Below are 23922 nucleotides of genomic sequence, written 5' to 3' on the forward strand. Positions count from 1 at the left end.
AGCGGCTGCGGGCCGAGCTCACCCGCCTGCTGCCCGCCTACATGGTCCCGACGACCGTCGTCGAACTCGACGCCTTCCCGCTCGGCACCAGCGGCAAACTCGACCGCACCGCACTGCCCGTGCCGGTACTGGCCGCCAAGCGATTTCGCGCACCCGTCGACGCCGCACAACGACTGGTCGCCCGGGTGTTCGCCGAGGTGCTGCACCTGGACCGCGTCGGCCTGGACGACGACTTCTTCGCCCTCGGCGGCAGTTCGCTGCACGCCACCCAGGTGACCGCGCGCCTGAGCGCGGAGCTGCGTGCCCGCGTCCCCGTGCGCCTCATCTTCGAATCGCCCACCGTCATGGATCTCGCCGCGGCCGTCGCCGAATCACGGGAAACCACACCGCGTCCCGTACTGGCGCGGCGCGAACGCCCCGACCGCGTCCCGCTCTCGCTCGCCCAGCAGCGCCTGTGGTTCCTCAATCGCATGGAGAGCGAGCAGGGCGGCTCCAGCCTCTACAACCTGCCGCTGGTGCTGCGGCTCACCGGTCGCCTCGATGTGACCTCGCTCGAACAGGCCGTACTGGATGTACTGGCCCGTCACGAATCCCTGCGCACGTATTTCCCGGATACCGAATTCGGCCCGTACCAGCGTGTTCTGGACGCCGACGAAGTCGGACTGAGCCTGGCCCCCGTACCGGTACAGGTCGGCGAAGTGAGCGCGGCGGTGGCCGCCATCGCGCAGGCCCCGTTCGATGTGACCCGGGATCTGCCGTCGCGGATCGCCCTGCTCGTGGTCGACCACGGCGAGCACGCTGCCCTCGACGCCGACGAGTACGTCCTCGTGGTGGTGCTGCACCACATCGCCGGTGACGCGCTGTCGCTGTCGCCACTGGTACGAGACCTCATGCGCGCCTACGCTGCTCGGCTCACCGGAGGGGCTCCCGACTGGGAACCGCTCGCCGTGCAGTACGCCGACTACACACTGTGGCAGCGGGAGCTGCTCGGATCCGACACGGCCCCGGGCGATCTCGCGCACCAGCAATTGGCGTTCTGGCGCGACACCCTCGCCGAACTGCCCGCACAGCTGCCGCTCCCGACCGATCGCCCACGCCCCGCGCGGCCGCGAAACACCGGCGGCGCGGTCGATTTCGAGGTGAACGCCGAGCTGCTGTCGGGTCTGCGCGAGATCGCCCGCGCGCAGGGCGCGACCCTGTTCATGGTGGTGCACGCCGCCTTCGCGGCCACCTTGGCGCGGCTGGCGGGCGTCGAGGACGTGGCCGTCGGCTCCCCGGTCGGTGGCCGCGGCGACCGGGAACTCGACGACCTCATCGGCATGTTCGTCAACACCTTGGTACTGCGCACGCGGGTCGACGCCGAGGCGCCGTTCACCGAATTCCTGACCCAGGTCCGCGACGCCGACCTGGCCGCCTTCGCCAATGCCGACCTGCCGTTCGAACGGCTCGTCGAGGAACTCGTCACCGACCGCTCCACCGGCGCGCACCCGCTGTTCCAGGTGCTGCTCAGCTTCGGCGACGAGTCCGCGGCGGAGCTGAAACTGCCGTGGCTGACCATCGCGCCCGTCGAAATCCCGGACACCACAGCGAAATTCGACCTGCATCTGATCGTCGCCGAGCGGCCCGACGGCAGGTTGGGCGGCAGTCTGCGCTACGCGTCGGAGCTGTTCGACGCCGCCACCGTGGACGCCTTCGCCGCCCGTTTCGTTCGCGTACTGCGGGCGGTGGTCGCCGAACCTCGGATTCGGGTAGGAGATATCGACCTGTTCGGCGCGGCGGAACGCGCGCTGGTCCTGGAGCAGTGGAACGACACCGCGCGGCCCATGCCGGTCGAGGCCACCCTGCTCTCGGCCTTCGAGGCGCGGGCGGCACGCAGCCCCTTCGCCACCGCCGTGGTCTCGGCGGGCACCAGCCTCACCTACGCCGACTTCGCGGCACGAGTCCACCGCCTAGCCCGGTACCTGGTGGCGCAGGGCGTCGGGCCGGAAACGCTTGTCGCACTGGGTATGCGGCGCTCCATCGACATGGTGGTCGGCGTGTACGCCGTACTGGCGGCGGGCGGCGCGTACGTACCCCTCGACCCGGAGCACCCGGCCGAACGCACCGCGTACGTCCTCGACACCGCCCGGCCAGTGCGTGTGCTCACCTCAGGCGAAGACCTGGAAGGCCTGGGGGCCAGACAGATTCGTATCGACTCCCTCGATGTGTCCGGCTACGACGACGCACCGCTGACCGACGCGGATCGCCTCGCGCCGCTGCGGCCGACCACCACGGCCTACGTCATCTTCACCTCCGGTTCCACCGGGCGACCCAAGGGCGTGGCCGTACCGCATGCCGCCGCCGCCAACCAGGTGCGTTGGCTAGCCACCGAATACGGCCTGAATATCGACGATGTCGTCCTGTTCAAGACCCCCGCGACCTTCGACGTCTCGGTGTGGGAGCTGTTCGCCCCCTTGGCCACCGGCGCGCGCATGGTGGTCGCCGCGCCCGACGGCCACCGCGATCCGCGCTATCTCGCCGAGGTGATCGCCGCCGAGCGGGTGACCATCACCTCGTTCGTCCCGTCCATGCTGACGGTATTCGCGGCCGAGGCCGACGCCGAGGCCGTGCGCTCGCTGCGCGCCCTGCTCATCGCGGGTGAGGCGCTCACCGCCGAAACCGTCGCGGCCTTCCGTCGCCTCGGTACCGCCGAACTGCACAATCTCTACGGGCCAACCGAATTCACCGTGCACGCCACCGCCGCACCTGTTCCCGCCGACGTCTCCGGCCCGGTACCCATTGGCGGACCGGTGTGGAACACCCATGTCTACGTGCTGGATTCGCGGCTGCGGGCGGTGGCTCCCGGCTTGGTGGGGGAGCTCTACCTCGCGGGTACGCAAATGGCGCGCGGCTATCTCGGCCGCGCCGACCTCACCGCGGACCGGTTCGTGGCCAACCCGTTCGGTACCGGCGAGCGCATGTACCGCACCGGCGATCTCGTGAAGTGGACGACCGACGGACAACTGGTCTACTTGGGCCGCAGCGATTTCCAGGTGAAGTTGCGTGGTCTGCGCATCGAACTCGGCGAGATCGAGGCCGCCCTCACCGCACTCGACGCGGTGGCGCGCGCCGCCGTACTCGTCCGCGACGAACAGTCCGGCGGCGGCCAACTCGTCGCCTACCTGGTGCCCGCCGCCGACCGCACGGTCGATATCGCGAGCGTGAAAGCGGCTCTCGCCCAGCGCTTGCCGTCGTACATGGTGCCGTCCGCCTTCGTGGTGCTGGCCGACCTGCCGCTCAACTCCTCCGGCAAACTCGACCGCAAGGCGCTCCCGGCGCCCGCGTTCGCGACCCGGGAATTCCGCCTGCCCGCGGGCCGCGCCGAACGCCTGGTAGCCGAGACCTTCGCCGACGTCCTGGGTCTCGACCGGCCCGTTGGCGGTGACGACGACTTCTTCGAACTCGGCGGCAACTCGCTCATCGCCACCCGGGTGGCGGCACGCCTCGGCGCGGCCCTCGACACCCGGGTGCCGGTACGCACGGTGTTCGAGGCGTCCACGGTGGCGGCGCTGGCCGCTCGGGTGGCCGAGCGGGCCGGTATCGGCGCGCGTCCGGCGCTGGTGGCGCGGCCGCGACCGCAGCCGGTCCCGCTGTCGCTGGCGCAACAGCGCATGTGGTTCCTCAATCGCTTCGACCCGAGCTCCGCGGTGGAGAACATTCCGCTCGCGGTCCGGCTCACCGGCGATCTCGACGTAACCGCCCTGCTGACCGCCCTCGGCGAGGTGCTCGACCGACACGAGGTGCTGCGCACCGTCTACCCGGCGACCTCGGCCGGACAGGGCGTACAACGCATTCTGCCCGTGGGACACCGCATTCCGGACCTGGGACCGGTACTGGTCTCGCAAGCCCGCATCGCCGAGCGCATCGCCGAACTCGTCGGCACCGGCTTCGATGTCACCGCCGAGGTTCCGGTACGGGCGAAACTGTTCCGCGTCATCGATGCCGAAGAGCCCACGCACGTACTGGTTTTCGTGGTGCACCACATCAGCGCGGACGGCTGGTCGGTGCGCCCGCTGGCCCGCGACATCATGGTCGCCTACGCGGCCCACGCCAACGGTGTCGCCCCGCAATGGGCTCCGCTGCCGGTGCAGTACGCCGACTACGCGATGTGGCAGCGCGAGGTGCTCGGCTCGGAAGCGGACTCGGACTCGCTCATCGCCCAGCAGATCTCCTACTGGACCGAAACCCTGGCCGGACTGCCCGACCAATTGGACCTGCCGTCCGACCGACCGCGCCCCCCCGTCGCCTCGTATCGCGGTGGCGTGCACCGGTTCACCATCGACGCCGAACTCCGCGCCGGAATGCACGAGCTGGCGCGCGCACACGGCACGAGCCTGTTCATGGTGGCCCACGCGGCCTACGCCCTGCTGCTGTACCGACTATCAGGACACGCCGATATCGCCATCGGTACCGCGGTGGCGGGCCGCGGCGAAGCGGCCCTCGACGACGCCATCGGCATGTTCGTCAACACCCTCGTCCTGCGCACCGAGGTGGTGGCGGGGGAGAGCTTCGGCGATCTGCTCACCCGCACCAGGGACACCGATCTCGCCGCCTTCGGACAGGCCGACCTGCCCTTCGAACGGCTCGTCGAAATCCTGAATCCGCCCCGCTCCCAAGCGCGGCACCCGCTGTTCCAGGTCATGCTGACCTTCCAGAACCTGGCACGGACGACGTTCGAGCTACCCGGTCTCGAGGTCACCGGTCTGCCCGTCGAGGCGGCCACCGCCAAGGTCGATCTGCACCTCACCGTGTCCGAAGACGACGCCGAAGACGGCCTGAGCGCCGAATTCGCCTACGCCGCCGACATGTTCGATGCCGAGACCGTCGCGGCTTTCGCGGATCGGCTGGTCCGCGTGCTGTCGGCCGTGGTCACCGCGCCGCGGCGCATCGTCGGCGATATCGATCTCCTGGCCGCCGAGGAACGGCGGCAGGTGCTGACCGCATGGAACGCCACCCGCGTCGATATCGGCGACAAGCTGCCGGAAAGCGCCGCGGCGACACTGCCTTCGCTGTTCGACGCGCAGGTCGCGGTGAGCCCCGACAGACCGGCGGTGCGCTTCGAGGGGACAGCTCTGTCCTATGCCGAGTTCGCGACCCGGGTACACCGCCTGGCCCGCTACCTCATCGCGCACGGCGTCGGACCGGAGGCCCGGGTGGCCCTGGCGATGCGCCGGTCGCTGGATCTCGTCGTCGCCATGTACGCGGTGGTGGCGGCCGGTGGCGCGTACGTACCCGTCGATCCGGAGCAGCCGCTCGAACGCGTCGACCATGTGCTCGACACCGCCGCCCCGCTGGCCGTATTGACCACGAGCCGTACCGGTTTCACCACCAGCCGCCTGGTGAAAGTGCTACCCGTCGACCTCCTCGACGTGGACGGCCACGACGGCACCCCGGTCCGCGACGCGGAGCGCCGCGCACCGCTGCGGCCGTCGAACACCGCCTACGTCATCTTCACCTCGGGGTCGACCGGTCGGCCCAAGGGCGTCGCCGTCAGCCACGCGGCCATCACGAATCGCCTGGTGTGGATGCAGTCGCGCTACCGCCTCACCGCCGACGATGTGGTGTTGCAGAAGACCCCGGCCACCTTCGACGTCTCGGTGTGGGAATTCTTCTGGCCGCTGCGACACGGTGCGACGCTCGTGCTCGCCGCGCCCGACGGACACGGAGATCCGGCGTATCTGGCGGAGCTCATCACCCGCGAACGGGTGACGGTCGCGCACTTCGTGCCGTCCATGCTCGCCGTATTCCTCGGCGCGGCCAGTGAAACCACCACGCTGCGTGAGGTATTCGCCTCGGGCGAGGCGCTGCCCGCGGCCACGGCACGCGCATTCCGCGAGCGCACCGGCGCACGCCTGCACAACCTGTACGGACCGACCGAGGCCGCCGTCGACGTCACCTTCCACGAGGTGACCGATGCCGACAGCGTGACCGTCCCGATCGGGTCCCCGGTGTTCAACACCCGTGTCTACGTGCTCGATTCGCGCCTCGAGCCGGTACCGGTCGGCGTTCCGGGGGAGCTCTACCTCGCCGGTGCGCAGCTCGCGCGCGGCTATATCGCCCGGCCCGAGCTGTCCGCCGACCGCTTCGTGGCCAACCCCTTCGAACCCGGTGAACGTATGTACAGCACCGGCGATCTGGTGAAGTGGAACCGGCACGGCGAACTGGAGTACCTGGGCCGCACCGATTTCCAGGTGAAGCTGCGCGGACTGCGCATCGAACTCGGCGAGATCGAATCCGCGCTCACCGCACTGGATTCCGTCGCCCAGGCGGTGGTGGTCGTCGCGCGCGAGGAGCACACCGGCGATCAACTCGTCGCCTACCTGGTGCCGACCGAGCCCGTCGTGATCGACGAAGTGAAGGCCGCGCTGGCGCGGCGGCTCCCGAGCTACATGGTGCCCGCGTGCTTCATGGTGCTGGACGCCTTCCCGCTCAATGCCTCCGGCAAGCTCGATCGCACCGCCCTGCCCGCCCCGGTCTTCGAGGCCAAGCGATTCCGCGCCCCCGCTACCGCTTTCGAGGAGATCGTGGCGGGCACCTTCGCCGATGTCCTCGGACGCGAGCGGGTCGGACGCGACGACGACTTCTTCGAATTGGGCGGCAATTCCCTCGTCGCCACCCAGGTCATCGCCCGTCTGGGCGCGACGCTCGACGCGCGATTGGCGGTGCGCGATCTCTTCGAGGCCAGCACGGTGACGGCCTTGGCCACGCGGGTGGCGGACCTCGCCGGGACCGGTACCGGTCGACCGGCTCTCACCGCTGGCCCCCGGCCCGACCGGCTGCCGCTGTCGCTGGCCCAACAGCGCATGTGGTTCCGCAACCGCTTCGATCCGGAATCGGCCGTCGACAATATTCCGCTGGCGGTACGGCTCACCGGTGCGCTCGACATCGAGGCCCTGCGCCGGGCCATCGGCGATGTGACCGACCGCCACGAGGTGCTGCGCACCGTCTACCCGGAAACCGACGACGGCAGCGGCATCCAGGTGGTGCTGCCGACCGGAGGGCTGCCGAACCTGGAGCCGATCGCGGTGACCGAGGCGCGACTGCGCGAACGGATCGCGACGACGGTCGGCGTCGGTTTCGATGTGACGGCGGAAATCCCGGTCCGCGCAGCGCTTTTCGCGATCGACGACGACGACCACGTGCTGGTGCTGGTGCTGCACCACATCGGCGGTGACGGCTGGTCGCTGCGTCCGCTCGCCCGCGATCTCATGGCCGCCTACGCGGCCCGGCTCGCCGGTGCCGCCCCGCACTGGACCCCGCTGCCCGTGCAGTACGCCGACTTCGCGCTCTGGCAGCGCGCCGCCCTGGGCTCCGAGGACGACGCCGATTCGATCGCGGCCCGTCAACTCGGCTACTGGCGCGATGCCCTCGCCGGGCTGCCGGACGAACTGCGCCTGTCGACCCGCCCGCGCCCCGCCGTGGCCACGCACCGTGCCGCGACCCACCGCTTCGAGGTGCCCGCCGTACTCCTCGCCGACCTGGAGCGAATGGCCCGCACCCACGGCGCGACCCTGTTCATGGCGGTGCACAGCGCCTTCGCCGTCCTGCTGGCGCGCCTGTCCGGCAGCGACGACATCGCCGTCGGCATTCCGGTGGCCGGACGCGGCGACCGCGCCCTCGACGATCTCGTCGGCATGTTCGTGAACACCCTCGTGCTGCGCACCCGGGTCGACGGCGGCCGCGGCTTCACCGACCTGCTGCGCGGCGTGCGCGACCGCGATCTCGCCGCGCTCGCCCACGCCGACGTGCCGTTCGAACGCCTCGTCGAGGTGCTCGATCCGCCGCGTACCCCGGCCCGGCATCCGCTGTTCCAGGTCATGCTGTCGTTCCAGAACCAGTCCGCCGCCAGCCTGGAACTGCCGGGGCTGGCGGTCTCCGAACTCGGCCTGGAGCAGTCGACGGCCAAGGTCGATCTGCAACTCGCCCTGGGCGAGCCGGGCGAGGGCGCGGTCGCCGGGGCCGAACTCGTCTATGCCACCGACCTTTTCGACGCCGCTTTCGCCGAGGACTTCGCCGCCCGGTTCCTGCGTGTGCTCACCGCGGTGGCCGCCGACCCGTCCATGCCGGTGGGCGATGTGGACCTCCTCGACGCCGAGGAGCGCGCACTGGTCCTCTACGACTGGAACGACACCGCCGCCGATATGCGCGTCGACGGACCGGCCCCCACCCTCATCTCGCTGTTCGAAGCGCAGTTGGTGAGTACGCCCCACGCCGCCGCGCTGACCTTCGAGGGGAGCAGTCTCTCCTATGGTGAGTTCGCCGCCCGCGTGCATCGGCTGGCCCGCCACCTCATCACCCAGGGCGTTGGCCCGGATTCCCTTGTCGCGCTGGGCATGCGGCGTTCGGTCGATCTGCTGGTCGGTATGTACGCGGTACTGGCGGCTGGCGGCGCGTACGTACCCCTCGACCCGGATCAGCCCGCCGACCGCGTCGACCACGTCCTCGCCACCGCCGATCCGGTGGCCGTGCTGACCTCGGGCGAGGACCTGGCCGTCGACACCGCGCAGGTGCGGATCGACCTGTTGGATCTGTCCGGCTACTCCGATGCGCCGATCGTCGACGCGCAGCGGGCTCGGCCACTGCGCGCCGAGCACACCGCCTACGTCATCTTCACCTCCGGCTCGACGGGTCGGCCCAAGGGCGTGGCCGTCAGTCACCGCGCGATCGTCAATCGCCTGGTGTGGATGCAGTCGGAGTATCGACTGACCGCCGACGATGTGGTGTTGCAGAAGACTCCGGCCACCTTCGACGTCTCGGTGTGGGAGTTCTTCTGGCCGTTGCAGGTCGGGGCGCGGCTGGTGATCGCCGCGCCGGACGGACACCGCGACCCGGTGTACCTGGCCGAGCTCATCGCGCGCGAGGCCATTACGGTCGCGCACTTCGTACCGTCCATGCTGGCGGTGTTCGTGGCGGAGCAGGCCGCCGCCGCGGCCACCACGCTGCGGCACGTCTTCGCCTCCGGGGAGGCGCTGTCACCGAAGCCCGCGCACCGGATGCGCGAGCTGACCGGTGCGCGCGTGCACAACCTGTACGGGCCGACCGAGGCCGCCGTCGATGTCACCTCGCACGAGGTGGGCGAGGGCGACATCGACACGGTGCCCATCGGCCGTCCGGTGCTCAATACTCGTCTGTACGTGTTGGATTCACGTCTGCGGCCGGTGCCCGTCGGCGTCGCCGGTGAGCTGTACCTCGCGGGCGACCAGCTGGCGCGCGGCTATGTCGGACGATGCGACCTCACCGCGGATCGCTTCGTGGCCAATCCCTTCGAGCATGCCCAGCGCATGTACCGCACCGGCGATCTGATGATCTGGACCCCGGACGGTGAGCTGGAGTACCTGGGCCGCACCGACTTCCAGGTGAAGCTGCGCGGACTGCGCATCGAACTCGGCGAGATCGAATCCGCCCTCACCGCACACGAATCCGTCACTCAGGCGGTGGTGGTGTTGCGCGCCGACGAGCGGGTCGGCGATCGACTCGTCGGCTACGTGGTGGGCACCGCGGACGCCGAGCAGCTGCGTACCCACTTGGCGGCGCGGTTGCCCTCGTACATGGTTCCGTCGGCCTTCGTCGTGCTGGATGCCCTCCCGCTCAATGCCAATGGGAAGGTCGACCGCCGAGCACTTCCCGACCCGGTCTTCGACACCGCCGAATTCCTCGCCCCCGCAGGTGAAATCGAACATCTCGTCGCCGAGGTGTTCGCGGATCTGCTCGGCGTCGGCCAGGTCGGCGCGGGCGACGACTTCTTCGCGCTCGGCGGTAACTCGCTCATCGCGACACAGCTGTGCGCCCGGCTCACCAAGGCCGTCGGCACAGCGGTCCCGGTGCGCACCGTCTTCGACGCGCCGACGGTGCGGGAACTCGCCGCACGCGTCAGCGCCCTCGAGACCGGCGCCGAACTGCCGCCGCTGGTGGCCCGCGAGCGCGGCGACATCATTCCGCTCTCCATCGCCCAGCAGCGCATGTGGTTCCTCAACCGCTTCGACGCCAAGAGCGGCGGCTACAACATCCCCTTCGCGTTGCGCCTCACCGGAGCGCTGGAGGTGTCCGCGCTGCGGGCCGCCATCGCCGATGTGCTGGACCGGCACGAAACCCTGCGCACCCTCTACCCGGAACACGACGGCGAGGCCCGCCAGCTCATCCTGCCGACCGGCACCCAACTGGTGGACCTGGTGCCCGAGACTGTCACCGCCGCCGAGTTGCCCGCCGTGGTGGACGCCGTGGCGCGCACCGTCTTCGACGTCACCGTGGAGGTGCCCCTGCGGGTCCGGCTGCTGCGCGTGGCCGATACCCCGCAGACCCACATCCTGCTGTTCGTCGTGCACCACATCGCCGCCGACGGCTGGTCCTTCGCACCGCTCACCCGCGATCTCGCCAAGGCCTATGTGGCCCGATGCGCCAATGTCGCACCACGATTCGGCACGCTGCCGGTGCAGTACGCCGACTACGCCCTCTGGCAGCGCACCGCCCTGGGCGAGGTGACCGACGAGAACTCGGTGCTGGCACGACAGCTGCGCTACTGGAAGCGCCGTCTCGACGGCGTACCCGATGTCCTGGCGCTGCCCACCGATCGTCCCCGCCCGGCGGTGGCCAGCACCCGAGGCGGTGCGGTCACCGGTGAGCTGGACGCCGAATTGCACGCCGCCATAGTCGAATTCGCCGCCGCGCATCGGGTGACGCCGTTCATGGTGCTGCACACCGCGCTGGCGGTGCTGCTGGCACGACTCACCGGGACCAGCGACATCGTCGTGGGCACCCCGGTCGCCGGTCGCGGCGACCAGGCATTGGACGACCTCGTCGGCATGTTCGTCAACACCCTGGTGTTGCGCACCGAGGTTCGGCCCGAGGCGCCGATAGCCGAAGTGCTCGCGCAGGTACGCGATACCGACCTCGGTGCCTTCGACCACGCGGCGGTGCCGTTCGAAACCCTGGTCGACGCCCTGAATCCGGCGCGCTCCCAGTCGTATTCGCCGATTTACCAGGTGGCGTTCACACTCCAGAATCACGCGCAGCCGGAATTCCGATTGCAGCGCTTGGCCATTGCCGGAGTAGACCCCGGCGTGCCGCCGATCCAGTTCGATATGGACTGGACGCTGCGCGACCGCCACCACGACGGTGCTCCGGCCGGAATAGACGTGCACATTCACTACGCGGCCGACCTGTTCGACAGCGCGACCGTCACCGGCTTCCGCGTCTGCTACGAACGGCTGTTGCGCGCCATGATCGCCGATCCGCGCGCCGCCGCCGGTGACGTCGAGTTCATGTCGGTAGCCGAACGCGGACAACTGCTCTCGGATCGCAATGCCACCGCCGCCATGCTGCCCCGGGAGACCCTCGCCGATCTGCTGGACCGTCGCGCCGCCGCCGATCCGGAGGCCGTGGCGGTGCGGTTCGACGGCGAATCGCTCACCTGGCGGGCACTGGCCGAGCGCGCGAATCGCCTGGCCCGCAGGCTCATCGCCGAAGGCGTCGGCCCCGATGTGGTGGTCGGCGTCACCGCGCAGCGCTGCCTGGACATGATGGTCGCGCTCTACGCCGTCGTGCAGGCGGGCGGGGCGTACCTGCCCGTGGACCCGTCACATCCCGAGGACCGTATCGCGCACGTACTGCGCACGGCCGCGGCGACCGTGGTGCTCACCGTCGATGGCGTGACACTGCCGGAGATCTCGGGTGTGCGCTGTCTGGCCGTCGGCGATCTCGATCTCGCGGGCCTGCCCGCGGGCCCGGTCACCGATGCCGAACGCATTGCCGCGCTGCGTCCGCGCAATCTCGCCTACGTGCTGTTCACCTCGGGCTCCACCGGCCTGCCCAAGGGTGTCGCGACCGATCACCGCGCCATCATGAATCAGCTGCGCTGGCTCCAGAACCGTTACGCCGTCACCGCTTCCGACGTCATCATGCAGCGCGCGCCGCTCTCCTTCGACGTCTCGGTATGGGAATGCTTCCTGCCCGCCCTGGTCGGCGCACCGCTGGTGCTGCTGCGGCCGGGCGGCCACCAGGACCTCGACTACCTGGCGCGCACGATGCGCGAATACGGCGTCACCATCGCCGAACATGTGCCCTCGGTGCTGGCGGCGCTGCTCGCCGAGGGCCATGGCGACGCGCTGCGCTCCTTCCGGCATCTGCACACCGGCGGCGAAGCGCTCTCCGCCGACCTGCTGGCCGCGCTGCGCGACCACGTGGGTGGTGCGGTGCACAATGCCTACGGTCCCACCGAGGCCGCGATTTCCGCCATCTACCACGAATTCACCGACGCCGACCCGGAGTACGAGGTCGCCATCGGCCGACCCAACTGGAACACCCGCGCCTACGTCCTCGACGGCCGCCTGCGGCCGGTGCCGACCGGGGTCGTCGGCGAGCTCTACCTCGCCGGTGACCAGCTGGCGCGCGGCTACCAGGGGCGGACCGAACTCACCGCGGAGCGCTTCGTGGCCGACCCGTTCGGGGTGCCCGGCAGCCGCATGTACCGCACCGGTGACCTGGTGCGCTGGAACCGCGACGCCAACCTGGTGTACCTGGGCCGCAACGACTTCCAGGTGAAGCTGCGCGGCCAGCGCATCGAACTCGGTGAGATCGAGGCGGCGCTGCTCGGGGCCGAGGGCGTCGCCAACGCGGCCGTGCTGCTGGCGAAGGACCGCGCCGGAACCGAGTGCCTCGTCGGCTATGTCGCGGGCGCGGGGCTGTCGGCCGAGGCGGTGCTCGCGCAGGCGCGCACCCAACTGCCCGCGTACATGGTGCCCGCGCATCTGGTGGTCCTGGAGGACATGCCGCGCACCAGCGTCGGAAAGCTCGACCGCAAGGCGCTGCCGAGCGTCGAATTCGATGCCGCCGCAACCGCTTACCGCGCGCCGAGGGAAGGGGCCGAAGCCGTGCTCGCCGCTATCGTCGGCGACCTGCTCGGCGGCGCGCCCATCGGTGTGGACGACGACTTCTTCGATCGCGGCGGCAATTCCCTGCTGGCCATGCGGCTGGTGGCCCGTGCCAATGCCGCCTTCGGCGCGGATCTGAGCGTCCGCGAGGTGTTCGAAGCGCCGACCGTCGCCGAACTGGCCGTCCGCGCCACCGGTACCGGCGGCCGCCGACTCCCCGCGCTCACCGCCCAGCCACGCCCGGATCGAATTCCGCTGTCGCAGGCGCAGACTCGCATCTGGCTGCTCAACCGCCTCGACCCGGACTCGGGGGCCTACAACATTCCGGCCGCCGTGCGGCTCATCGGCGAACCCGACATCCCGGCCCTGCGGGCGGCCGTCGCCGACGTCATGGCCCGGCACGAGGTGCTGCGCACCCGGTATCCGATGGACTCCGACGGGGCGGGGTACCAGGAAATCCTGCCGCCGGAGACCGCCATCGAGCTACGGGTGGAGCATGTCGCCGGGCCGGTGGTCCCGCGCGTACACGAATTCGTGGCGCGTGGATTCGATGTCACCGCCGAACTGCCGCTGCGTGCGGTGCTGTTGCGGGAATCCGACACCAGCCACGTCCTGGTGGCGGTGCTGCACCATATCGCCGGTGACGGCGCGTCCACGGACCCGCTGCTGCGCGATCTGATCCTCGCCTACCTGTCCCGCAGCGCCGGTGCCGTGCCCGCGTGGACGCCGCTGCCGGTGCAGTACGCCGATTACGCGCTGTGGCAGCGACAGGTCATGGCCGCGGTGGCCGAGGCCGAATTGGATTACTGGCGTGCGACTCTCGCCGGACTGCCGGACCAGGCGACGGTGCCGACCGACCGACCGCGTCCGGCCGTCTCCTCCTACCGGGGTGCGGTGGTCCGCGCCCGGGTCGGCAATGGCGTCGGCGAGCGGCTGCGCGTGGTGGCCAAGCAGCACAACGCGACACCGTTCATGGTGTTGCACGCCGCGCTGGCGGTGCTGGTGGGCCGACTCTGCGGCGGCGACGATATCGCCATCGGCACCCCGGTGGCGGGGCGCGGCGAACAGTCCCTCGACGACCTGGTGGGCATGTTCGTCAATACCCTCGCGCTGCGCACCCGGCCCGCACCCGACCGCCGCTTCGCGGATCTGCTGGCCGAGACCAGGACCGCCGATCTGGCGGCGTTCGCCCATGCCACGGTGCCGTTCGAGCAGGTGGTGAACGCCCTGGGCGTGGTGTCCGACCAGTCCCGGCATCCGCTGTTCACCGTCACCCTCAACTACGTGAACCTGGGCTCCGACACCCACGCCGTACCCGGCCTGGTGCTCGAGAATGTCGACTTCGACGACACCGTCGCCAAATTCGACCTCACCTTCAGTGTCGGCGACGATCTCGACGCCGACGGGCACCTGGTCGTGGAGCTCACCTACGCCACCGATCTCTACGACGAGGCCACGGCGGCGCAGATCCTGCGGCGGTTCGGCCGGATACTCGGCGCGGTCACCGCCGACCCGAGTATCGCCATCGGTGACCTCGACCTGCTCGCGCCCGTGGAGCGGGCCGAACTGCTGGCCCGGCGCGGGCCGAAGGCACTGCCGCCGGTCACCCTCGCCGAAATCATGGAGATGGCGGTCGAACTCGATCCCCAGGCGACGGCGCTCGTGTACCGGGGCCGTGCGATGGACTATCGCGAGCTCGACGAACGGTCCAACCGGCTGGCGCGCTTGCTGATCGGGCGCGGTGTCGGAGCTGAAGATGTTGTCGCCGTGGCGGTTCCGCGCTCCATGGACTCCATGGTGGCGCTGTGGGCCGTCGCGAAGGCGGGTGCGGTGTTCCTGCCGGTCGATCCGACCTATCCGGCCGAGCGCATCGCGTACATGCTGTCGGATTCCGGTGCGGTCATGGGCATTACCCTCGTTGACCATCTGAAGAGCGTTGCGGGACATGCCGATTGGCTGGTGCTCGACGACGATCTCACCACCGCGCGGCTGCGCCATATCGACGACGCGCCCATCGAACCGGATGAGCTGGTCCGGCCCGTACGCATCGAGAACGCCGCCTGGATGATGTACACCTCCGGATCCACCGGCCGCCCCAAGGGCGTCGTGGTCAGCCATGCCGGAATCAGCGCGGTCGCCGCCATCCACCGGGACCATTGCCCCACACGGGCTTCCGATCGCGTGCTGCACCGCGCCTCGCCGAGCTTCGATGCCTCGCTCATGGAACTGCTCATGGCGCTGCCGGTCGGCGCGGCACTCGTGATCTGCCCCGCCGACGTGTACGGCGGCACCGAGATGAGCGAACTGATCGAGACCGAAGCGGTGACGCACGCACTGATCACGCCGTCGGTACTGCAAACCCTGGAACCGGAGCGACTGAGTGGGCTGCGGTACCTCTCGGTCGGCGGTGAGGGTTTCGGTCCCGGGCTGGTGGAGCGCTGGGGCGCGGGGCGGGAGCTGTACAACTCCTACGGCCCGACCGAGGCCACCATCACCACCCATATGAGTGCGGCGCTGCGACCCGGCGACGCCGTGGTGCTGGGTGAGCTGGCTCCCGGATTGTCCGCGCTGGTTCTCGACGCCCGACTGCGGCCGGTGCCGGACGGCGCGACGGGCGAAATGTATGTGAGCGGACCGGGTGTGGCGCGCGGCTATCACGGCCGCGTCGGTCTCACCGCGGAGCGTTTCGTGGCGCACCCGTTCGTGCCGGGCGCGCGCATGTACCGCACCGGCGATCTGGTGCGATGGGTGCGGCGCGGCGCGGGTGGCCCGGTGCTCGAATACCTCGGCCGCTCCGACGATCAGGTGAAGGTGCGCGGGTTGCGCATCGAACTCGGTGAGATCGACGCGGTACTGCGCGGCCATCACACCGTCGACTACGCGGTCACCATCGGACACACCGGACGATCCGGGGATGTGTCGCTGGTGTCGTATGTGGTGCCCGCCGCCGGATGCGAGATCGACATCGACGAACTGCGCGCCTTCGCGGGTGCCTCGCTGATCTCCTACATGGTTCCGGCGACGATCATGGTCATCGACGCCGTACCTTTGACGCCGACGGCCAAACTGGATCGAAAAGCCTTGCCGGAACCAGTGTTCCGGACGGCCGAGTTTCGCGCCCCACGCACGGCGACCGAAGGTCTGGTCGCGCGGACCCTGGCGGAGCTGCTCGCGGTCGAGCGGGTCGGACTGGACGACGACTTCTTCGCCCTCGGCGGCAATTCGCTGAGCGCCGTGCGATTCGCGGCGCGACTGTCGCAGCGGCTGGGGGTCGAGGTGGCCATGCGGAGCGTGTTCACGCACACCACCGTCGCCGCCTTGGCCGCCGCCGTGGACGCCGGAGGGGGAGTGGCGGTGCGGGGGCCGGTGCTGGCTCCGCGCACGGAGTCCGGGCCGGTGCCGCTGTCGCTGGCGCAGCAGCGCATGTGGTTCCTCAATCGATTCGACGGTGACTCGGCGGCCTACAACATGCCCCTGGCGCTGCGGTTGACCGGTGACCTGGACATCGCCGCGCTCGAGGCCGCCATCGCGGATGTGGTGGTGCGGCACGAGGTGCTGCGAACCGTGTATCCGCAGACCGCGTCCGGGCCGGTGCAGGTCGTGCTGCCGGTGGGCGATGCGCCTGAGCTCCAACACGTTTCGATCGCGGCCGCCGAGGTGGTCGGTGCTGTCACCGAATTCGTGAGCGCGGGATTCGACGTCACCGCCTCGGTGCCGGTGCGGGCCGTACTGTTCGAGGTTGCCGCCCAGGCGGATTCACCCGAGTACGTCCTCGTCGTCGTGGCGCATCACATTGCCGCCGACGGTGCCTCCATGGCTCCACTGGCCCGAGATGTGATGAGCGCGTACGCCGCCCGGCGCGCGGGCCACGCGCCGCAATGGGCTCCACTGCCGGTGCAGTACGCCGACTACGCGCTCTGGCAGCGGGCCCGGCTCGGGGCGGAAGACGATGCGCGATCGCTGATCTCGCGTCAACTCGACTTCTGGCGCAACGCCCTCGCGGGGCTGCCGGAACAGTTGGAACTGCCCACCGATCGGCCCCGGCCGCCGGTGGCCGCCACGGCGGGGCGGGAAATCACCTTCACCATCGACGCCGACACGCACGCCCGCCTCGCCGAACTCGGACGCGAGCGCGGCGCGACCCTGTTCATGGTGGTGCACGCGGCCTTTGCGCTGGTCCTCGCGCGCCTTTCCGGAAGCGACGATATCGCCGTCGGCACCCCCGTCGCCGGTCGCGGCGTGGACGCGCTGGACGACCTGGTCGGCATGTTCGTCAATACCCTGGTGCTGCGCACCGAGATCGACGCCGCCGCCGATTTCACCGCCCTGCTCGACCGGGTGCGCGAGGCCGACCTCGCAGCCTTCTCCCACGCCGACGTGCCCTTCGAGCGGCTCGTCGAGGTGCTCGATCCGGTGCGCTCCACGGCGCGGCATCCGCTGTTCCAGGTCGGGTTCTCGTTCAACAACACCGAGACCGCCGACTTCGGGCTCGCGGGATTGCGGGTCGCCGCGGTGGAATTCGACTCCGCGATCTCGCAGTTCGATCTGCACCTGGTGGTGGTGGACCGGTACAAGGCGAGCGGCGCAGCAGCCGGACTGTCGGCCTCGCTCACCTACGCGACGGCGCTGTTCGACGAGTCGACCGTCGCGAGTTTCGTGCGTCGGCTCGAGCGCGTCCTCGCCTCGGTGGTGGAGACTCCGACCCAGCCGGTGGGTTCGGTGGACCTGCTCGACGCGGCGGAGAGCCATCGAATCCTGGTGAGCTGGAACGAGACTCGGCATTCGATACCGGAAGCGACGCTGCCGTCCCTCTTCGAGCGCACGGCGGCGGCGGACCCCGACCGTGTCGCGCTCGTGGCCGATGGGGCCGAGATGTCCTACGGCGAGCTCTCATCGCGAGTGAACCACCTTGCCCGGCACCTGATTTCGCTGGGCGTCGGCCCGGAGGTGCGAGTCGCGCTGGCGCTGCGGCGTTGCGTGGACCTCGTGGTGGCGATGTACGCGGTCTCCACCGCCGGTGGAGCCTATGTGCCGGTCGATCCGGACCAACCGGCCGACCGCACGGCGTACATCCTCGAGACGGCCGCGCCGATCTGCGTACTCACCAATGCCGACGCGGATTTCGCGACCGATATCGCACCGGTGGTGCGGATGGACGCCGTCCCCTACGACGGTGCCGCCCAGGCGATCTCCGACGCCGAACGCCTCGCCCCGCTGCGTCCGGCCAACACCGCCTACGTCATCTTCACCTCCGGATCCACCGGTCGTCCGAAGGGCGTAGCGGTCTCACACGCGGCCATCACCAATCAATTGCACTGGAAGACAGCGGAATTCGGCCTGTGCGCCGATGACGCCGTGCTCCTGAAGACCGCCGCCACCTTCGACCTGTCGGTCTGGGAATTCTGGTCGGCCGCCGTCTGCGGTGGCCGTCTGGTCATCGCCACCGTCGACGGCCACCGCGAACCGACCTACCTCAACGCCCTAATCGCCAGCGAGCGAGTCACCACCCTGCACGCGGTGCCCTCCATGCTCGACGCCCTCCTGACCGCCCCCTCGCCCGCCTCCGCCCTCAGCGGCCTCCGCCGCGTCCTCACCATCGGCGAGGCCCTACCCGCCCCCCTGGCCCACCGATTCCGCACAGCCCACCCCCACGTCGACCTCTACAACCTCTACGGCCCCACCGAAGCAGCAGTCTCCATAACCAGCCACCGCGTAACCGACACCGACGAGGTATCGGTCCCGATCGGCACCCCCGAATGGAACAGCCAGGTCTACGTCCTGGATGCGCGCCTGTGCCCGGTCCCGGCCGGAGTCTCCGGCGAGCTCTACCTCGCGGGCGCGCAACTGGCCCGAGGCTACTTCGGCCGCCCCGATCTCACCGCCGACCGCTTCGTAGCCAACCCTTACGGCCCCGCCGGTTCCCGCATGTACCGCACTGGTGACCTCGTAGCCTGGAACGCCAATGGCGAGTTGGATTACCGAGGCCGCTCCGACTTCCAGGTCAAGATCCGCGGCTTCCGCATCGAACTCGGCGAAATCGAAGCGGCGCTCCTCGCCTTGCCCGAGATCGCCCAGGCGGCGGTCATCGCGAAGTCCGACCAGCGCACAGGTGACCGCTTGGTGGCGTACCTCGTCGGGGCGCTTGGGCAGTCTGCGCCAGGGGCGCAGGGTGGGCAAGCGCAGCAAGAGCCCGCGGCACCGAACCCTGCTGCGTCGCAGATCGATGTGGCAACCGTGAAGTCCGCGCTCTCGACGACACTCCCGTCGTACATGGTCCCGTCCGCCTTCGTGGTCCTCGAGGCTCTCCCGTTGAACGTCAACGGCAAGCTGGACCGCAAGGCCCTCCCGGAACCGGAGTTCGAGTCCACCCCCTTCGCCCCCTCGACCCCCATCGAGGAGATCGTGGCAGGCGTCTTCACCGAGGTCCTCGGCGTCGACCGCGTAGGCGCGGACGACGACTTCTTCACCCTCGGCGGCAACTCCCTGCTGGCAACCCAAGTCACCTCCCGCCTGAGCGCAGCCCTCAACACCACCATCCCCGTCCGAACCCTCTTCGAGGCCCCCACCGTCGCAGCCCTCGCCACCAAGGCGTCCACGCACACGACCACCCGCCCCCGCGTCCCCCTCACCCCCCGCCAACGCCCCGACACCATCCCCCTCTCACCCGCGCAGCAGCGCATGTGGTTCCTCAACCAATTCGACCCCACCGCAACCGCCTACAACATCCCCTTCGCCATCCGCCTCACCGGCGAGCTGAACGAGCACGCCCTACGCCGCGCGGTCGGCGACATCCTCGCGCGACACGAAATCCTGCGCACCGTCTACCCCCAGACCGCCGACGGCCCCGTACAGGTGATCCTGCCCCTCACCCAATCCGCCACGGAACTGGATGTCCGCACCATCACCCCCGACGAGGTCGTCCCGGCCCTGACCGACCTGACCTCCACCGGATTCGATGTCACCACCGAGGTCCCCCTCCGCGTAACCCTGCTGCGCGTCCCGGAGACCGGCGAGTACATCCTCGCCCTGGTCATCCACCACATCTGCGGCGACGGCTCCTCCCTCGCACCCCTCACCCGCGACCTCATGACTGCCTACGCCGCCCGCACCCAGGGCCAACCGCCGAGCTGGGCGCCCCTGCCCGTGCAGTACGCGGACTACAGCCTCTGGCAGCGCGAAATCCTGGGCGACGAGAACGACCCGGAATCCCTTGCGGCACAACAGCTCGCCTACTGGCGGCAAGCCCTGCACAACCTCCCCGACCAACTCGACCTCCCCGCCGACCGCCCACGCCCGGCCGTCCAATCCTTCCGAGGCGGAAGGGTCGATATCCGCATCGCCCCCGAAACCCATGCCGCGCTGGCGAATCTGGCCCGCGCCCACGGCGCGACCCTGTTCATGGCCGTGCACACCGCCTTCGCGGTCCTGCTGTCGCGCCTGTCCGGCACCGCCGATATCGCCATCGGCACCCCGATGGCGGGTCGCGGCGAGGCGGCCCTGAACGATCTGATCGGCATGTTCGTCAACACCTTGGTCTTCCGCACCGAGGTCACCGCCACCACCGGGTTCACCGATCTGCTCACCCGCCAGCGCGATATCGACCTGCGAGCCTTCGCGCACGCGGAGGTCCCCTTCGAGCGCCTCGTCGAGGTGATCGACCCGGTGCGCTCCACCGCCCGCCACCCCCTGTTCCAGGTCGGCCTGTCCTTCCAGAACCTGTCCCGCACCAGCCTGGATCTGCCGGGCCTGGCCGTCACCGACCTCGAATTCGATGCCGCCACGGCGCAATTCGATCTGCACTGGATTGCGTCGGACAACTACGACGCGCACGGCGCACCCGCCGGAATAACCGGCGAGCTCGTCTACGCCACCGATCTGTTCGACGAATCGACGGTGGTGGGCTTCGCCGAACGCCTGAACCGGCTCCTGTCGGCGATAGCATCCGATCCCGACCGCCCCGTGGGCGACATCGACCTCCTCGACCCGGACGAGTCCACGCGAATCCTGCTGGACTGGAACGCAACTCGGCATCCAGTCGCGCGCGGACTCCTGCTCGACGGCTACCGGCGAACGGTCGACGCCCATCCCGACGCGGTGGCCGTCGTCTTCGAGGGCACCGCACTGACCTACCGCGAATTCGACCGACGGGTCAACAGGCTGGCGCGGCTCCTGATCGAGCATGGCGTCGGCGCGGAATCACTTGTCGGCCTCGCTGTTCGCCGCTCCCTCGACCTGGTCGTCGGCATGTACGCCATCCTCACGGCGGGCGGCGCGTACGTACCCCTGGATCCGGACCACCCCGGCGAACGCATCGCGCACATACTCGATACCGCGCAACCCGTCGCGATGCTCACCACCACCTCCGATGCGGTCGAGTGCCCCGGGGACACCCCGGTATTGCTCCTGGACAGCCTTGCGCTGGACCATTACTCGGCAGACCCGGTGCGCCCCGACGAACTGCTACGCCCCGTCACCCCCGACAACCCGGCCTACGTCATCTTCACCTCGGGCTCCACCGGCCGCCCCAAGGGCGTGGCCGTCTCCCACCGCGCCATCGACAACCAGATCGCGTGGATGCTCGCCCAGTACCCCATGGGCCCGGACGACGTCTACCTCCAGAAGACCGCCACCACCTTCGACGTCTCACTGTGGGGCTACTTCATGCCCTTGCGGTCGGGCGCGACACTGGTGGTCGCCACCCACGACGGTCACCGCGACACCGACTACATCGCGGAAACGATTGCCGCACACGGCGTCACGGTCACGGACTTCGTGCCCTCCATGCTCGCCGTCTTCGCGGCGCACACGCCGGTGGGAGCGTGCCCGACCCTGCGCGACGTCTTCGTCATCGGTGAGGCGCTCCCGCCGGAGACCGCGGCCGCGGTCCGCGCACTCGGCGATATCCGTGTGCACAACCTGTACGGCCCCACCGAGGCGGCGGTCTCCATCACCTACTGGCAGGCCGACTCCCGCGACACCCGCACCGTGCCGATCGGGGTGCCGCAGTGGAACAGTCGGGTCTACGTACTGGATGCGCGTCTGCGGCCGGTGCCGCCGGGTGTGCCCGGTGAGCTGTACCTCGCCGGTGACCAGCTGGCGCGCGGCTACGTGCGCCGCCCGGATCTGACCGCCGACCGTTTCGTCGCCAATCCCCTCGGCGAGGGTGAGCGCCTGTACCGCACCGGCGACCTGGTGGTGTGGCGCGAGGGTGACGCCGATCGTCCGCACCGCCTGGAGTACCTGGGCCGCACCGACTTCCAGGTGAAGTTCCGTGGCCAGCGCATCGAACTCGGTGAAATCGAGACCGCGCTGTTGACCCGGCCATCCGTGAGTCAGGCCGTGGCGCTGGTGGTTCCGACCGCGCTCGGCGATCAGCTGGTCGCCTACGCGGTGCCCGCGCCCGGGCATCGCATCGACCGACAGGAGCTGACCGACGCCCTCGCGCGGGTACTGCCCGCGTACATGATTCCGACCGCCATTGTGGCGCTGGAGGCGTTCCCGCTGAACTCGAGCGGCAAACTCGACCGCACAGCCCTCCCGAAACCGACCTTCACCGCCCGCGAATTCCGTGCTCCCGAAACGGAGCTGGAGGCCACCGTCTGTGCCGTCTTCGCCGACGTGCTCGGCGTCGATCGGGTCGGCCTGGACGACAGCTTCTTCGAGCTGGGCGGCACGTCCTTGGTCGCCGTCCAACTCGCCGCGCGGCTGAGCGTGGCTCTGGGCGAACGCATTCCAGTGGCCGCGCTGTTCACCGCACCCACACCGGTCGGAGTCGTCGCCCAGGTACACAGGGCGGCTGGAGATCTGGGTACGGACCGCGCCTTCGACGTGCTGCTGCCGCTGCGACCGCACGGCAAGGGCGCACCGCTGTTCTGTATCCACCCCGTCGGCGGCATCGCCTGGTCCTTCGCCGGACTCGCCGCCCACCTGGATGCCGACCGTCCCCTCTACGGCCTGCAATCCCCGGCGCTGGGATCCGATGCGCCACTGCCGGATTCCATCGAGGACTGGGCGGCCCTGTACGTCCGTGAGATGCGCGCCGTCCAACCCGAAGGCCCCTACCACCTGCTCGGCTGGTCACTGGGTGGCGTGCTCGCCCACGCCATGGCCGTCCAGCTCCAGGAACAGGGCCATCAGGTGGCAACCCTCGCGATGTTGGACAGCTCGCTGGATGTGGACGCGGCCGACGATCGGGTACGCATCCCGATCGCCGAGATCTTGGGCGGATTGCTCGGCAATACAACGGGTTTCGATGACGCCGCAATATCTCCCGAAGCCCTCGCCGCCCTACTCGCTACCCATGGCGAGCCCTTCGCCTCCCTCGGCCCGGACCGCATCTCCCGCATCATCGACAGTGGCCTACGATCCCTCGCCCTCATCGGCCACTACCGCCCCCGCCGCTTCAAGGGCGACCTGCTGTATTTCACCGCCGCCCACGATGATCCGACCCACAGCCGAGGCATCGGCAGCTGGACCGACTTCATCGACGGTGTCCCGCACAACCACCCCGTACCGGCGACGCACTGGCGCATGACCGCACCAGAGGCCGCGCCCCACATCTGCCGAATCCTCGGCCACCAATAGACCTGTCGGAAAGAGCTTTTCCGAACAGTGAAGAAAGGAACACATATGGAAGGCGTAGACGTCAACGCCCTGATCACCGCCCTGCTCACCCTGATCAGCGGCGGCTCCAGCACCAGCTACAACCCCAAATAGCCGTAACGCGCCACAACCCCTTCGAAAGGAATACCCATGGACAGCGGTAGCGGATTCACCACCCTGCTAGAGGCCATAGCCCATCTCATCACCTCGGGGTCGGCCATAGCCGTCACCCCTGCCCCGGCTCCAGCGACTCCCTAGGAGATCGACCATGGAAACCGGTAGCGCCGTGGACAATCTGTTCAAGATGCTGGCCCAGATGATCCTCACCGGCTCCACGATCACGTATCCGCCGAGCCCCTAGAGGACAGGCACACGCCGCGCCCGCCCTGCTCTCCCTGTTCGGGCGGACGCGGCG

General features: G+C 69.6%; 1 protein-coding gene (running past one end of the window). It reads left to right on the plus strand.

The genetic code is table 11. The features are described from left to right. A protein-coding gene (locus ACIBH2_RS14870; protein WP_397117568.1) for a non-ribosomal peptide synthase/polyketide synthase crosses the window boundary here: on the plus strand, positions 1-23489 show its 3' portion. The gene continues 4969 nt to the left of window position 1, outside the view; only the last 23489 of its 28458 coding nucleotides appear in the window; the start codon falls outside the window, past its left edge; its stop codon occupies positions 23487-23489. The last annotated feature ends 433 nt before the right edge of the window (positions 23490-23922 follow it).

The sequence above is a fragment of the Nocardia sp. NPDC050406 genome, from assembly GCF_044459025.1.
In the GTDB taxonomy this organism is placed as follows: domain Bacteria; phylum Actinomycetota; class Actinomycetes; order Mycobacteriales; family Mycobacteriaceae; genus Nocardia.